This is a genomic window from Staphylococcus sp. AS1337 (assembly GCF_051408735.1).
In the GTDB taxonomy this organism is placed as follows: domain Bacteria; phylum Bacillota; class Bacilli; order Staphylococcales; family Staphylococcaceae; genus Staphylococcus; species Staphylococcus xylosus_B.
In genome coordinates, this window is the sequence record NZ_JBOIHZ010000002.1 from 332,188 (window position 1) to 347,622 (window position 15,435).

Annotated in this window: 15 protein-coding genes; 13 read left to right on the forward strand and 2 right to left on the reverse strand. The window is 32.3% G+C overall.

From position 1 onward, the window contains the following. The first annotated feature begins 1 nt into the window (after position 1). The 11 genes from ACSUE0_RS04340 (at position 2) to ACSUE0_RS04390 (ending at position 11,265) form a co-directional block, all read left to right on the forward strand. Positions 2 to 604: a DUF1405 domain-containing protein gene (locus ACSUE0_RS04340; protein WP_119614747.1), complete on the forward strand. Its 603-nt coding sequence runs from the start codon at positions 2 to 4 to the stop codon at positions 602 to 604. A gap of 36 nt (positions 605 to 640) precedes the next feature. Further along, the gene (locus ACSUE0_RS04345) at positions 641 to 1,336 is read left to right on the forward strand and encodes a zinc metallopeptidase (RefSeq protein WP_119614748.1); all 696 of its coding nucleotides are present in this window, start codon (positions 641 to 643) and stop codon (positions 1,334 to 1,336) included. A gap of 404 nt (positions 1,337 to 1,740) precedes the next feature. Then, positions 1,741 to 2,058: a nucleotide pyrophosphohydrolase gene (locus ACSUE0_RS04350; protein ID WP_119614749.1), complete on the forward strand. Its 318-nt coding sequence runs from the start codon at positions 1,741 to 1,743 to the stop codon at positions 2,056 to 2,058. Positions 2,059 to 2,089: 31 nt separating this feature from the next. Further along, complete coding sequence (bshA, locus tag ACSUE0_RS04355) at positions 2,090 to 3,238, forward strand: N-acetyl-alpha-D-glucosaminyl L-malate synthase BshA (protein WP_119614750.1); 1,149 nt, start codon at positions 2,090 to 2,092, stop codon at positions 3,236 to 3,238. Next, on the forward strand, positions 3,231 to 4,430 hold the full coding sequence (locus tag ACSUE0_RS04360) for a CCA tRNA nucleotidyltransferase (RefSeq protein WP_119614751.1): 1,200 nt from the start codon (positions 3,231 to 3,233) through the stop codon (positions 4,428 to 4,430). The genes bshA and ACSUE0_RS04360 overlap by 8 nt, the downstream gene beginning before the upstream one ends. Next, positions 4,423 to 5,394: a biotin--[acetyl-CoA-carboxylase] ligase gene (locus ACSUE0_RS04365; RefSeq protein ID WP_436956242.1), complete on the forward strand. Its 972-nt coding sequence runs from the start codon at positions 4,423 to 4,425 to the stop codon at positions 5,392 to 5,394. The genes ACSUE0_RS04360 and ACSUE0_RS04365 overlap by 8 nt, the downstream gene beginning before the upstream one ends. Before the next feature lie 29 nt (positions 5,395 to 5,423). Next, positions 5,424 to 8,123 (forward strand): helicase C-terminal domain-containing protein, encoded by a 2,700-nt coding sequence (locus ACSUE0_RS04370; RefSeq protein WP_436956244.1) that lies wholly within the window; start codon positions 5,424 to 5,426, stop codon positions 8,121 to 8,123. 92 nt (positions 8,124 to 8,215) lie between these two features. Beyond that, positions 8,216 to 9,508: an asparagine--tRNA ligase gene (gene asnS, locus ACSUE0_RS04375; protein WP_119614780.1), complete on the forward strand. Its 1,293-nt coding sequence runs from the start codon at positions 8,216 to 8,218 to the stop codon at positions 9,506 to 9,508. Between the two features lie 86 nt (positions 9,509 to 9,594). After that, the gene (locus ACSUE0_RS04380; RefSeq protein ID WP_119614779.1) at positions 9,595 to 10,281 is read left to right on the forward strand and encodes a DnaD domain-containing protein; all 687 of its coding nucleotides are present in this window, start codon (positions 9,595 to 9,597) and stop codon (positions 10,279 to 10,281) included. After that, the gene (gene nth / locus ACSUE0_RS04385) at positions 10,271 to 10,930 is read left to right on the forward strand and encodes an endonuclease III (RefSeq protein WP_119614778.1); all 660 of its coding nucleotides are present in this window, start codon (positions 10,271 to 10,273) and stop codon (positions 10,928 to 10,930) included. Before ACSUE0_RS04380 ends, nth begins: the two co-directional genes overlap by 11 nt. Positions 10,931 to 10,935: 5 nt before the next feature. Continuing rightward, positions 10,936 to 11,265: a YpoC family protein gene (locus ACSUE0_RS04390; RefSeq protein ID WP_119614777.1), complete on the forward strand. Its 330-nt coding sequence runs from the start codon at positions 10,936 to 10,938 to the stop codon at positions 11,263 to 11,265. Between the two features lie 224 nt (positions 11,266 to 11,489). Here the strand turns inward: ACSUE0_RS04390 and ACSUE0_RS04395 are convergent, their stop codons facing one another. Further along, positions 11,490 to 13,658, reverse strand: a complete 2,169-nt coding sequence (locus ACSUE0_RS04395) for a transglycosylase domain-containing protein (protein WP_119614776.1) — start codon at positions 13,656 to 13,658, stop codon at positions 11,490 to 11,492. Then, the gene (recU, locus tag ACSUE0_RS04400) at positions 13,655 to 14,281 is read right to left on the reverse strand and encodes a Holliday junction resolvase RecU (protein WP_436956247.1); all 627 of its coding nucleotides are present in this window, start codon (positions 14,279 to 14,281) and stop codon (positions 13,655 to 13,657) included. Before recU ends, ACSUE0_RS04395 begins: the two co-directional genes overlap by 4 nt. A 251-nt stretch (positions 14,282 to 14,532) precedes the next feature. Between recU and ACSUE0_RS04405 the strand changes: the two genes are divergently transcribed. Next, positions 14,533 to 14,871, forward strand: a complete 339-nt coding sequence (locus tag ACSUE0_RS04405; protein ID WP_119614775.1) for a DUF1798 family protein — start codon at positions 14,533 to 14,535, stop codon at positions 14,869 to 14,871. Further along, positions 14,868 to 15,434 (forward strand): DUF1273 domain-containing protein, encoded by a 567-nt coding sequence (locus ACSUE0_RS04410; protein ID WP_119614774.1) that lies wholly within the window; start codon positions 14,868 to 14,870, stop codon positions 15,432 to 15,434. Before ACSUE0_RS04405 ends, ACSUE0_RS04410 begins: the two co-directional genes overlap by 4 nt. Position 15,435 lies beyond the last annotated feature (1 nt).

Sequence of the window (15,435 nt, forward strand, 5' to 3'; positions counted from 1 at the left end):
TATGAATATAAAATCACTTTGGGAATTAATGTTGTATCACAAAGGCATACTTTACTTTTTACTTTTGTGTAATTTATTAGGTACAATCTATGGTTACATATGGTACGGTGAGCAATTAAGTATGACTGAAACTCAATTTAAAATATTTGTACCAGATAGTCCGACCGCTTCACTATTTTTATGTTTCGTACTTATTACATTCATATTAGGTAAGAATATCCCAGTATTTGAAGCCCTTGCTTTCGTCTCACTTATTAAATACGGAGTTTGGGCAGTTATAATGAATATAATCATGTTTATTCAATATGACACGGTTACAATCACAGGATGTATGCTCATACTCTCACATGGCATTATGGCGATTGAAGCATTTATATTTTATCCAAGATTCAAAATTTCAATTATTGGTTTTGTTATTGCTATGATATGGGTGTTTCATAATGACATTATAGATTATGTATTTATGCAATATCCTTATTATGATTTTATTGCAAGTCATTTAGAAGGTGTTGCCTACTTAGCATTTTGGTTAAGCGTAATTCCATTAATACTTTATTTATATTTAACTCGATTTAAAAAAGATAAAATATTTGACCACCATTGATGTTCACAGTAAAATGTTTATAAAGGAGTGAGATTTTTGTCTTTTATCTATATGATTATATACTTTGTTATTTTAATGGTGTTGCCTCTATGGGCACAGCATAAAGTTAAATCTAATTACGAAAAATATTCACAAGTTAGATCAACAAGTGGAAAGACTGGTCAAGAAGTTGCTTTAGAAATTTTACAGGCAAATGGTATCTATGATGTTGACGTGGTTGAAGGAAAAGGTTTCTTAACTGACCACTACGACCCAAGAAAAAAGGTGCTTGTACTATCACCAGCCAACTTTAGTAGACCTTCTGTTGCTGGTACAGCTATTGCTGCTCACGAAGTTGGCCATGCAATTCAACATGCGCAAGGTTATTTCTTCCTAAGATTCAGAACATCGTTAGTACCACTGGCTAACCTTGGTAGCTCAATTGGTTATTTAGCCGTTTTTGCAGGTATTATTTTAACGAGTTTACAAAGTACTTTAGGTTCAACTGCACTATGGATTGGAATTGCATTTATGTCATTTGCTGTCCTTTTCTCTATCGTTACACTGCCGGTTGAATTCAATGCAAGTAGTAGAGCTATGAAGCAAATTCAAAGCTTAAACATTGTTAACGAAAAGGAATATCGTCATGCTAAAAAAGTATTGACAGCTGCAGCAATGACTTATGTTGCATCAACTGCAGTAGCTTTAGCGGAACTTGCAAGATTTATCCTTATCGCTAGATCTAGTGAATAATAATATAAATTGAAGTGATGCAGAAGCCTTATTTTGAAATAAGTTTTCGTTACTTCAGCTTAGATGACTAACATTTAAACAGCTTATTATAAGGCTCAATTTTTACGTTAGATTATAATTACTAAACTAATATTTTGAGGCTGGGACATTCGAAAAATGTCTTAGCCTCCTTTTTTATGCTTAATTTAATAGATTGTTTTGTTTAATTCAGGTCCAATATGTTATAGCATTTTTGACATCGCATAAAATATCACAAAATGCTTATGAAATTACAAAAATCACACTAGACAATCAATTAGTTTAAATATGTACGACATAAGCCTTAACTGTTGCAGGAATAATGCATGAAACATAAAATTAGTCTATACTATATAAGAAACCTAAAGGAATGTGAGGCGTTTAAAATGAAATCTATGAAAGATATGCAAACAGAAGTTGATGACTACATTGGTCAATTCAAAACTGGATACTTTTCTCCTTTGGCAAACCTTGCACGTCTAACTGAAGAAGTAGGTGAATTGTCGAGAGAAATTAACCATTATTATGGTGAGAAAAAGAAAAAATCGTCAGAAGCCGAAAATACAATTAAAGCAGAACTCGGTGACAATTTATTCGTATTAATGTGTATTGCGAATTCTTTAGATATAGATTTAACTGAAAGTTTTGATGAAACAATGGAAAAATTTAATACTCGAGATAAAAATAGATTTGAACGTAGATAATATAATCAAATAAGAAAGGATGTCCCGCCTTATGAAAATAGGCATCACTTGTTATCCATCTATGGGTGGTTCAGGCATTATAGCTACAGAGTTAGGCATAAAACTTGCTGAACGTGGACATGATATTCATTTCATCACTTCCAATATTCCTTTTAGAATACGTAAACCATTACCAAATATTACATTTCACCAAGTAGAAGTGAATCAATATGCAGTTTTTCAATACCCACCCTATGACATTACATTAAGTACAAAGATAGCAGAAGTTATTAATGAATATGATTTAGATTTATTACATATGCATTATGCCGTTCCTCACGCAGTATGTGGTATTTTAGCAAAACATATGTCTAATAAAGATATAAAAATTATGACTACACTTCATGGTACAGATATCACCGTTTTAGGTTATGATCATTCATTAAAAAATGCTATTAAATTTGGTATAGAAGGTAGTGATATCGTTACAAGCGTGAGTCAATCACTTGCAGAACAAACATACGATATCATTGAAACAGATAAACGTATTGTGCCTATATATAATTTCGTTAGAGAGAAAGAATTTCCTGTTAAACCAAATCAAGCCACTCCGGACGATGAACGTTTGAAAGCTTGTTACGGTATAAAGCCGGGTGAAAAGGTATTAATACATGTATCTAACTTTAGAGCAGTTAAACGAATTGATACAATAATAGATACCTTTGCAAAAGTTCATCAAGCGATACCTTCAAAGTTAATATTATTAGGTGATGGTCCAGAATTGATGGATATGAAGCAGAAAGCACGTGATTTAGGCATTGAAGATGCAGTTTTATTTTTAGGTAAACAAAATTGGGTAAGCGAGTTCTATCAAATATCAGACTTGGTATTACTTTTAAGCGAAAAGGAAAGTTTCGGGCTGACTTTATTAGAAGCGATGAAATCTGGCGTCGTACCTATTGGTTCTACAGCAGGAGGTATAAAGGAAGTCATTAAACACGATGAAACTGGCTTTATAGTAGATGTAGGAGATAGTAAACTAGCGAGTGAATATGCAATTAAATTATTAACTGATACAAAACTTTATAAAAACATCCAAGAAAATATGTTACAAGATGTATCGGCTCGTTTCTCCTCTGATTTAATTGCTGATCAATATGAATATTACTACAAAAAAATGTTAGAGGGTAACAATGACTAATAATTTATTCGAAAAAGCTAAACCTATTTTAGAAAGACTACAATCACACGATTTCCAAGCTTACTTTGTAGGTGGTTCTGTTAGAGACTATATCATGAATAAGTCAATTCACGACATTGATATCACAACAAGTGCCACTCCGGACGAAATCGAGTCGGTATTTGAAAAAACCATCCCAATAGGCAGGGAACATGGCACTATTAATGTTGTTTACCAAGGTGAACAATATGAAGTGACAACTTTTCGCGCTGAAGGTGAATACATCGATCACCGTCGACCTAATGAAGTCTATTTTGTAAGAAATCTATTTGAAGATGTGAGACGCAGAGATTTCACAATGAATGCGATTGCTATGGATATGCAATATCAGATCCATGATTATTTTAATGGGCAACAAGACATTGTTGATAAAATAATCAGAACAGTAGGTAATCCCTCAGAGCGCTTTAATGAAGATGCACTACGTATCATTAGAGGATTACGCTTTCAGTCTCAATTAGATTTTGAATTAGATCCTGATACCTTTAAAGCGATGGAGCAACTTATTTCAGATATTAGTCATTTATCAATTGAACGAATTGTTGTTGAGCTTAAGAAGTTAATGCTTGGAAACGCAATTAAGCAAACTTTTAATAATCTAAAGCAATTTAAAGCATTTTCTTATATGCCTTTCTTTAAATATTTTGATTTATCGAAAGTTATCATAGAACAACCGATGCCTCTTACAGTATTTATTGCATTATTAAAAGTCCAACAACCTGACATAACTTCAAATATTTCAGATTTAAAAATGAGTAACCAAGAGAAAAAATATATAAATAAAATCATTCAGATAATAGAAACTATTCCTAAAGTACAAACAAAAAGGCAACTTAAATTATTTGTTTATGATTATGGTAAAGAAGATATATTAGAAGTATTGAGTTATGCAGATACTTTTAAAGAAAATCAAATAGTAACAAACTCTCCATTTATCATAAATGGCAGAGCAATTTTAGAAATGGCACAAGTATTGCCAATACACTCGAGAAAAGAAATGGATATCAACGGCAAAGATATTTTAACATTAGTTGATAAACCCAGTGGACCATGGCTCAAATCAACATTACGAGAAATTGAGTGTGCTATTATAACAGGTGAAGTGAACAACTTTAAACCTGAACTAATAAAGTGGGTGAAAACACATGTCTAAATATAGTAAAGATGTGATACACATGTTGTATCAATATCAACCTGAATATATTTCAGGTCAATTTATTGCTGAACAGTTATCTATTTCCAGAACTGCAGTTAAAAAAGTTATAGATCAACTAAAATTAGAAGGTTGTCAAATTGAATCAATAAATCATAAAGGTCATCGGCTAATACAACTTCCTGATAAATGGTATAGTGGAATTGTTATACCTAGTATAAAAACACAGCAACTATTTAAGCATATTGAAGTGTTCGAAAATGTAGATTCCACACAGTTACTAGCAAAACAAAAATTAGTAGGTAATACTGATACTTATTTAATACTTAGTGACGAGCAGACAAAAGGCAAAGGTCGCTTCAATCGACCATGGTTATCTACACGGGGGAAAGGATTGTGGATGTCGGTTGTATTACGCCCTAATGTCCCATTCGATATGATTACAAAATTCAATTTATTTATGACATTAGGGATTCGTGATGCTATACAAGCTTTTAGCAAAACTCCAGTTTCTGTTAAATGGCCAAATGATATTTATATTAATAGTAAAAAAGTATGTGGTTTTTTAACAGAAATGGTGGCGAACAGTGATGGTATAGAAGCGGTTATTTGTGGTATTGGTATTAATATGAACCAAACACAAACAGATTTCGACGGTGAACTTTCACAAAAAGCGACAAGTATGCGTATACAAGGAAATGAAAAAGTAAATCGCTACGAATTTTTAAAATTACTTATACAACAAATAGAATATCGTTACGCACAATTTTTAAAAGAACCGTTTTCCACAATTCGTCAAGAATATATAGAGGTCTCAAATATTTGGAACAAGCAATTAAAATTTACTGAAAACGGTAATCAGTTCCAAGGCGAAGCAATAGACATTGACAAAAACGGCTATTTAATTGTTAATGATGAAGATAATCAAAAACATCAATTAATGAGTGCAGATATCGAAATATAAACAAAACAACGATGAAAGGAGGAATCGAAATGACAAAACCGTGTTATGCTGTTGTCGACTTAGAAACAACAGGTAATCAATTAGATTATGATGAAATTATTCAAATAGGTATTACATTTGTTCGCGAAAACAAAATTATTGGCACATATCATTCAATGATAAAAACAGATTTAGAAATTCCTCCTTTTATTCAAGCTCTAACGTCGATAGAAGAAGACATGTTAAATCAAGCGCCATATTTTCATGAAGTTGCCGAAGATATATACAAGCAAATAAAAGATTGTATATTTGTCGCTCACAATGTCGCTTTTGATTTGAATTTCATAAAGAAATCATTTAAAAATTGCAATATTAAATATCGTCCAAAAAAAGTTATGGATACCTTAGAATTATTTAAAGTTGCGTTTCCAACAGATAAAAGCTATCAATTAAGTGAATTAGCAGAGACTCACGGCATCGTTTTAACAAATGCGCACAGGGCAGATGAAGATGCTGCAACAACAGCAAAATTAATGATTATGGCTTTTGCTAAATTCGAATCGCTACCGTTAGATACACTTAAACAACTATACTATCTCAGCAAAAACTTAAAATATGATTTACATGATATTTTATTCGAAATGGTGCGTAATCATAGTGTACAGCCACTAGACAATCAATATGAGCAATTTGAACAAATTATATATAAAAAACAAATCGACTTTAAAGCACCGACTGTTAATTTTAACGGAACATTAAAAGAACTATACACACACGTAACAAAAGAACTAGGATTAACATACCGACCACAACAGTTATATCTGTCTGAAATTATATTAGAACAACTCATGCACAGTGAAAAGGCAATGATTGAGGCACCTTTAGGAAGCGGGAAATCATTTGCTTATTTGCTAGCTTCGCTTATGTATAATATTGAAACTGGCAAGCATGTAATGATTTCTACTAATACGAAGTTATTACAAAATCAGTTATTAGAAAAAGATATTCCAGCATTAAAACGTGCATTAGATTTCAAGATTAACGCAACTTTAATTAAAAGTAAGAGAGATTATATTTCATTAGGGTTAATTAGCCAAATATTAAAAGAAGATTCTAACAACTACGAAGTTAGTATTCTAAAAATGCAATTGCTTATATGGATAACAGAAACAGCTACAGGTGACATACAAGAATTAGATTTAAAAGGCGGACAGAAGATGTATTTCGAACAAAAACTAGAAACATATGTACCTGTTCGTAATGATATCAATTATTTCAATTTCATTAAGCGCAACGCACAAAATATACAAATAGGTATCACAAATCATGCACATTTAATACATGCAACACATGATAATTCAATTTATCAATTATTTGATGACTGTATTATAGATGAGGCTCACAGATTACCAGATTATGCTTTGAATCAAGTTACAAACGAGCTTAGTTATTCAGATATTAAATACCAACTAGGCTTAATAGGTAAGACAGAAAATGAAAAACTACTTAAATCTATTGATAATCTAGAACAGCAAAGAATATTAGAAAAGTTAGATATACCACCAATAGATGTATTTGGTTTAAAAACTACAGTTAATGAAATTCACGATTTGAACGAAAAATTATTCTCAACAATGTATGAAATCATTCGTGCTTCAGAAATCCAAGATGACGAAGTTCACAAATTACATTTCGTGTATCATTTTGATGTCACGCCAATTTTAAATGATTTACATGCTATTATTCATAAGTTAAATATGACGTTGGAGTTTTTCAATGGAATGAGTCATAAATCAATTAAATCTGTACGCAAGCAATTTTTATATATTAATGATCGTTTTAAAGAAATAGAACAAAGTCTCAAAAACAACCATACAAGTTATCTTTCAATCAAAAACTTAAACCAAAAATCAACGATTAAATTAAATGTGAAAGATTATGGTGTGAAAGAAATACTAACAAAACAAGTGTTAGATAAATTTAATTCCCTTACTTTCATATCAGGTACGTTAACTTTCAACCATACATTTGATAATTTCAGACATTGGTTCAACAAAGATATAGACTTTAATACTTATGAAATAGACTCTACAGTGATGTCTCCAAATCAAACTACAGTATTCATACCAAATGACGTAACGTCTTATAATTATAAAAATATTAATGATTATGTAAGTTCAATCGTCAATTATGTGATTGAATATGTGAATATCGTTGAATCTAAATGTTTGATACTATTCACAAGTTATAAAATGATGCACATGGTACAAGAGCTATTAAATGAATTACCTGAATTTGAAGATTATGTTGTATTAACACAACAACAAAATCAAAATTATAAAATAGTTCAGCAATTTAATAGTTTTAATAAAGCGATATTACTTGGTACGGGAACCTTTTTCGAAGGATTTGATTTTGAATCAAACGGAATTAAATGTGTCATGATTGCTAAATTACCATTTATGAATCAAAATAATACTAAATATTGGCTTATGGAATCAGAGTTTACTTCAACTTTTAAAGAATACGTTTTACCAGATGCTGTAACACGTTTTAGACAAGGTCTTGGTAGATTGATACGTAGTGAAAACGACAAAGGAATTATTGTATCTTTTGATGATCGTTTAATCAGAAGTAACTACAAACAATTTTTCGAGCAATCTTTAGAAAATTATCGCCAAAACAAAGGAGATATTAAACAATTTTCTGGCATCCTTAAAAAATTAAAAAAAGATGAGAATAACTCATAAACATAGCGTTCACAACTAGAACTTATATATGGATTTTGTTAAAATATATAAGGATAAAGCATAGAAAACTACAATATAATAGGAGACTGGTTATGAATATAACGATAAAAGAAGCAAAACAGTATATCGACCAAGAAGTTACAATAGGCGCTTGGTTAACAAACAAACGCTCAAGTGGTAAAATCGCATTCTTGCAATTAAGAGATGGGACTGGATTTATGCAAGGTGTTGTTGCCAAAGCTGCAGTTGATGAAGACACTTTCCAAAAAGCTAAAGAAATTACTCAAGAAAGCTCACTTTATATCACAGGTGTCATCAGTGAAGATAATCGTTCAGATATCGGTTATGAAATGCAAGTTACATCTATTGAAGTGATTTCAGAAGCGCATGATTATCCAATCACACCAAAAAATCACGGTACAGAATTCTTAATGGACCACCGTCATTTATGGTTACGTTCTAAAAAACAACACGCAGTTATGAAAATAAGAAATGAAATTATTCGTGCAACTTATGAATTCTTTAATGATAATGGTTTCACAAAAATTGATCCACCAATCTTAACAGCAAGTGCACCTGAAGGTACAAGCGAGTTGTTCCATACAAAATATTTTGATCAAGATGCATTTTTATCTCAAAGTGGTCAGCTTTATATGGAAGCGGCAGCTATGGCGCACGGCAGAGTATTTTCATTCGGACCAACATTCCGTGCTGAAAAATCAAAAACACGTCGCCATCTTATTGAATTTTGGATGATTGAACCAGAAATGGCATTTTGTGAACATTTCCAAAGCTTAGAAATACAGGAACAATATGTTACACACGTTGTTACATCTGTTTTAAATAACTGTAAGTTAGAATTAAATGCATTAGAACGTGATACTTCAAAATTAGAAAAAGTATCAACACCGTTTCCACGTATCACATATGATGATGCCGTCGTATTCTTAAAAGAACAAGGTTTTGATGATATTGAATGGGGCGAAGATTTTGGTGCGCCACATGAAACTGCAATTGCCAATCATTATGATTTACCTGTATTCATCACAAATTATCCAACAAAAATCAAACCATTCTATATGCAACCAAACCCTGAAAATGAAGACACTGTCTTGTGTGCTGATTTAATCGCACCAGAAGGCTATGGTGAAATCATCGGAGGTTCAGAACGTATTAACGATCTCGAACTACTTGAACAACGCTTAAGTGAATTTGAATTAGACGCTGAAAGTTACAGCTATTATTTAGATTTACGTCGTTACGGTAGTGTGCCTCACAGCGGATTCGGTTTAGGCTTAGAAAGAACTGTAGCTTGGTTATCGGGCGTAGAGCACGTTCGTGAAACTGCTCCATTCCCACGTCTATTAAATCGTTTATATCCATAAGCATTATATATATATCAACATTCGTCCAGTCTAATATCTATGGCTGGACGTTTTTATAACGCAATTAATGAAAGGAGGGTGCATGTTTGAATAGCGAACAACTTAAAGTTAGACCAGTAATTATTAGACAAGAACTATTAAATAATTATAATCAATTAGGTATAAATGAAACGGAATTAGTAATTTTAATTAAACTTATACATGCTTCAGAAACATCTAACAAACAGCCTTCCATTGAATCATTACAACAAGGGTCATCTCTAGATTCCAAGGCAATTACTTCTGTCATTCAAAGTTTAATTCAAAGCGATTTGCTAGAACTGAAAGTAAATAAAGACGAAGAAGGAAAATTCACAGAATATATGAACCTGAGTCCATTTTATAATAAATTAAGTGAAATCATGGAAGAAATGGAAGTCCAACATGACGAAGAAAAATCTGAAGTAGATTTTAATACGTTATTTCAACAAATCGAACAAGCTTTTGCACGACCGTTATCTCCATTTGAAATGGAAACTTTAAATCAATGGTTAGACGTAGATAAACACGATTTAAGCGTGATTCAAGCTGCCCTTGATGAAGCAACAAGTCAAAACAAATTAAGTTTTAAATACATGGATCGTATTCTGCTCAATTGGAAGAAAAATAATGTCAAAACGATTGAAGACTCGAAAAAGATTAGTCGTCAATTTAATCAACCTAAAATGAAGCATACCGTAACAAAAGTACCCAAATTTGATTGGTTGAATGGAGAGAATCCAAATGATAAGTAACAAAAAAGCATTAGAAATGGTGGATGTTATTGCTGAGATGTTTCCAAATGCTGAATGTGAACTAAAACATGATAATCCCTTTGAATTAACCATTGCAGTATTATTATCTGCTCAAACTACAGATATTTCAGTAAATAAATTAACAGATAAACTATTCAAAAAATACAAAACGCCTGAGGATTATTTAAGCGTAGATATTTCAGAATTAGAAAATGATATACGCACAATCGGTCTATATAGAAATAAAGCTAAAAATATTCAAAAATTATGTAAGTCGCTTTTAGATAAATTTGATGGTGAAATTCCACATACACATGGTGAACTAGAAAGTTTAGCAGGTGTTGGTAGAAAAACAGCAAATGTGGTCATGAGTGTTGCTTTTGGCGAACCGTCCCTAGCTGTTGATACACATGTTGAACGCATTTCTAAACGCTTAGGTATTTGCAGATGGAAAGACAACGTTAGGCAGGTAGAAGATAAATTATGTAAAGTAGTTCCTAGAGAGCGTTGGAATAAAACACATCATCAACTCATCTTTTTTGGGCGTTATCATTGTTTAGCAAGAAGTCCTAAATGTGATGTTTGTCCATTATTTGAAGAATGTAGAGAAGGACAAAAACGCTATAAAGCCAATGTGAAAGAGGCATAAATATAATGATTACAAAAGAACATTTTACAATTTTAGAAGATCAACTTGATTATTTTGCAAAAGCAAAGCAACTAAAATCAACTGAAGCGAAAGCATTGCTAGATGATTACTTTGATTTAATTGAACAATATTTTAAACAAATAAATAATATTGATAACCTTGAGTTTCAAGAGCTGGATAATTATCCTGTTGTACCAATGAATTTTGAAGAACGCTACAATTATATGATAGCAAGAAAATATCACTTTATGGGTTATAGTCAAATGAAAACATTAAAGTCAGAACTTATTAAAATGAATGCATCTTATCAAATTCGTCGTAAAAATAAAAAATAATTAATATGCACGGTGTTCATTGGAAATGTTTAATTCTTTTGAATATACCGTGCTTTTTTTATCTAGGAAAAAAATATCGTTATGAATAATCAAAATAAAAAACACACTCAGCGCTATACTTAGCGTCGAGTGTGTTTAAAATCTTAGACATGGGGATATTAATCATTTTTAAATTAATAATATTAATTTACCTTCGTCTAAGGCTCACTGTATTTAATTAAGTACTATCTTGCGGCACTTTGACCGTTTGTACTATTTGATGAACTACTAGAACTATCACTGCTATTTGAACTTGATGAAGAACTGCTGCCTCCACCTTGTCCTTGAGGTTTATTCGATGTTGTATTGTCATCTGGACTACCTTTAACAGATAATGAATCTTTCGAATCTCCACTTACTGAATCAGGTTTATTGAAGTCTTTACCATCTCGTGGTGAAATGTTATCCATAACATCTTCTAACAGATATTGTGGGTATTCTTGTTCTTCATGGCCAACAAAGGAGTTTGTACCACCTTGTTTAACTTCACTGAATCCCATCCATACAGACATACTGTATTTTGGTGTAAATCCGTTAATCCAAACATCTTTAGCAGCATTATCTGGTAAGTTGTATTGTTGATAAGTTTCACCACCATAAGTACCTGTACCAGTTTTTGCAGCTATGTTAACGCCAGAAATATTATGGCCATAAGCTGAACCGTATGCTTCAAATGTACCTTTTAATACTTCAGCTAACATGTAAGAAGTTGAATCTTTCATTGCTTTTTTACTTGTATGGTCATATTCAATAGTTTCGCCGTTTTGTTTTTCGACTTTTTTAATTGAATGGGCGTTATTGTATTCGCCACCATTTGCAATTGCTGCAAAGGCAGAAGCTAATTGGGTAGGTGAGAATTCGGATGCTGAACCACCTAGCACTTCAGATGGACCAATATCTCCTTCATAGTCAAGACCTACATTTTTAGCAAAGTCTTTAGGTGCATCATTACCAGCGTTTTCTTTAGTGGACTGCCATGCTTTAAGTGCTGGAATGTTGAAACTTTGACGAAGTGCGTCATAAAGTTTAACTTTACCATGGCTTTCTGTATCATAGTTTCTGAAAGTAACGCCATCTACTTGATATGCTTCCTCATCTTGAATTGCATGGTTTGTCGCCCATGACATATTCTCAATTGCTGGACCATATGCTAAGAATGGTTTAAGTGATGAACCGGTAGGGTGTGCGTCAGTCGCTAAGTTTCTATCTACGATATCTTTATAATTTCTACCGCCTGATATAGCAACTAGGCCTCCATTTTCACTATCTACAATAGAAGATCCTACTTGTTGATCATCATTTTTGTAATAGCTACCGTTATTAATACGGTCTTGTAATGTTTGTTGAACATTTTTATCCATATTAGTATAAATCTTAATACCACTATTTAATACAGATCCTAAATCTTGGTCTTTAAACTCTTTGTTGTTCATAAGTTCAGATTTTACAAAGTTAATATATGAATCATATTCTGGATTTGAGTTATCTTCACTTACTTCACGTTCTTCAGAAGAACGTTGAACTAGGTTATCTTCAACAGAAGTATTTTGAGCTTTTTCTTTCTGTTCTTTTGTAATTCTATTATGATATTCCATTAAATAAAGAACAGTGTTTTTTCGTGATTCTGCTTCTTTTGGATGTTCGTAGATGTTATAAGTATTTGGCACCTGTGGTAAACCAGCAAGATAAGCGGATTCAGCTAAATTTAAATCTTTCAAATCTTTGTTGAAATAGTATTTAGCAGCGGCTTTAACACCATAAACACCGTCAGAATAGTAGATTTTGTTTAAGTACATTTCGAATATTTCATCTTTACTGTACTCTTGCTCTAATCTATAAGACAAATATGCTTCTTGTGCTTTACGTGCTATTGATTTTTGATCGGTTAAAAATGAACGTTTAACAACTTGTTGTGTCAACGTCGAAGCACCTTCAGCTCCAAAACCACCGGTTACGTTTTTAGCAACTGCACCGAACAGCCGTTTATAGTCTAACGCGCCATGATCATAGAAACGATTATCTTCAGTAGCTAATACCGCTTCTTTCATCGTTTTCGGAACCTCATCTAAATTAACGTGTTCGCGTCGCTGTCCATTATCTAACGTCTTAACCAAGTCGCCATCTTTATCATAAATCTTTGCTGGAATAGGGTCTTGTAATTTTGATTCCGTAAATGCTGGTGCTTTCCAAGCATAATACGCAAATAACAAGATACCAATTAATGCTAAAACGATAAATGCAATAATTAGAAAACCAATTATCTTAATTATCGTTCGTTTTATATTCCTATTCTGTTTTTGCTCAGACTTTCCATTCTTACTGTTAGACTGGGAAGTCTTCTTTTTCTCCGTCATACGCGGTCCTCACTTTCATCTAATATCAACTTATCAACTGTTTTGAGATAATTCAATCGTGGTTGATACTGATAAGGAATATAGTAACCATTTTTTCTTATTTCTTCAACCGTTATCGACTTTTTAATTTCGTTAATGTGTCTTTCCCAAAACATTTTGAAATTAGAATATGGAAGCAAATAAACTTCATCGAGCGATTTAAAACGAATTAATAAAAAGACAATTCCGTTTTGTTTATAACAGGCATCCATGTGTTTCACTTGATGATCATGCATGTTATTTAAAGGAAAGGACGTTTTATTTTTCGTTTCTTTCGCTTCAAAGTCTAGATATCGGCCATTATAAATACCGTTATAGTCGGTGGTCGACGGCGTTCTGAAATAAGCCTCATTTATAACAGCTTTACTTCTCATCGGATAGTGAACATTTACTATTTGAACAGGTGTAGGTTTCTTATGTATTACAGCTATACCATGATTCAAATAATAAGTATTCGACAATTCTATATCGTTTTCTAGCGACATACCTCTGCCACCGTAATCAATTTTACTAGTTTTCCCCTGATGAGTTCGTCCGTCTTGAGACTTATTTCCATTAAATGGCTTTCCATTTGGGTAATTCATTTATTTTCACCACTTTAGTTTGGAAATCAAAAACTTGCTCCATTATACATGAGTACAGCAATTTTTTCCAAACTATGAAATTTGAACCAATGTATTTACAAATACATCACATACATTTTAACGTGCTTTGCCCAATTAAACAATATTTGAAACAAAATATTATAGTAATATAAGGTAAATGTTAGGCGACTCTTTAAAAAATGACTGAAAATCAATTTTATGGTAAATTTGAAGTGTAGGGGGCAGTCTCAATGCAACAAATTGTTACACAACTATTAAATGATGTTTTGTTAATGCAAGAAAGGTATGAATCCGTGAAAGCATCAGGAGAAGATTATGACTTTTATTCTACTGTTGTACCGTTTACCACTGGGATAGACCAACGCTTAAACACACTTTTGAACCGAGAATCACAAATCCTTCAATTACAGTATATGAACAAAAAGAAGTTCGACCTTTTAATTTCAAATATCGAGTCACTTTCAGTTGAATGCCATTTCAAGCGTACAAGCCGAAAATTGTTCACAGAAAAATTAAAAGCTGTACAATATGATTTAAGTTATATTCAAAGAAACGAGTTTTGCTTATGATGAAAACAATTTATGTTACTGGCTATAAATCATTTGAACTCAACATATTCAAAGATGATGCACCAGAGGTTAGCTATTTAAAGAAATTTATCGAACATAAATTAAATCAGTTGATTGAAGAAGGGTTAGAGTGGGTATTAATACAAGGACAGATGGGCATAGAATTATGGACGGCAGAAGTGGTTCTTGAGTTGAAGGCGAGCCATCCTGATCTAAAATTAGGTATAATAACGCCTTTTTATGGACATAGTGAAAGGTGGAACGAACAGAATCAAGCTAAGTATAATAACATTACACAAAAAGCAGACTTCGTTGACAGTGTGTTCCATGCACCATATGAAGGCCCACATCAGTTTAAACAAACGGATCAATTCATGTTAGATCATACAGATCAGACACTTTTAATTTACGATGAAGAGCAAGAAGCTAGTCCTAAGTTCTTTAAGCACATGTTAGTTGATTTTATGGAAAAAACAAATTATACTTGTGATATTGTGACGTTCGATGAATTAACTGAGTTCATCAACGACTTACAGTGGTCTCAAGAACAAAGTTTTGAATGAG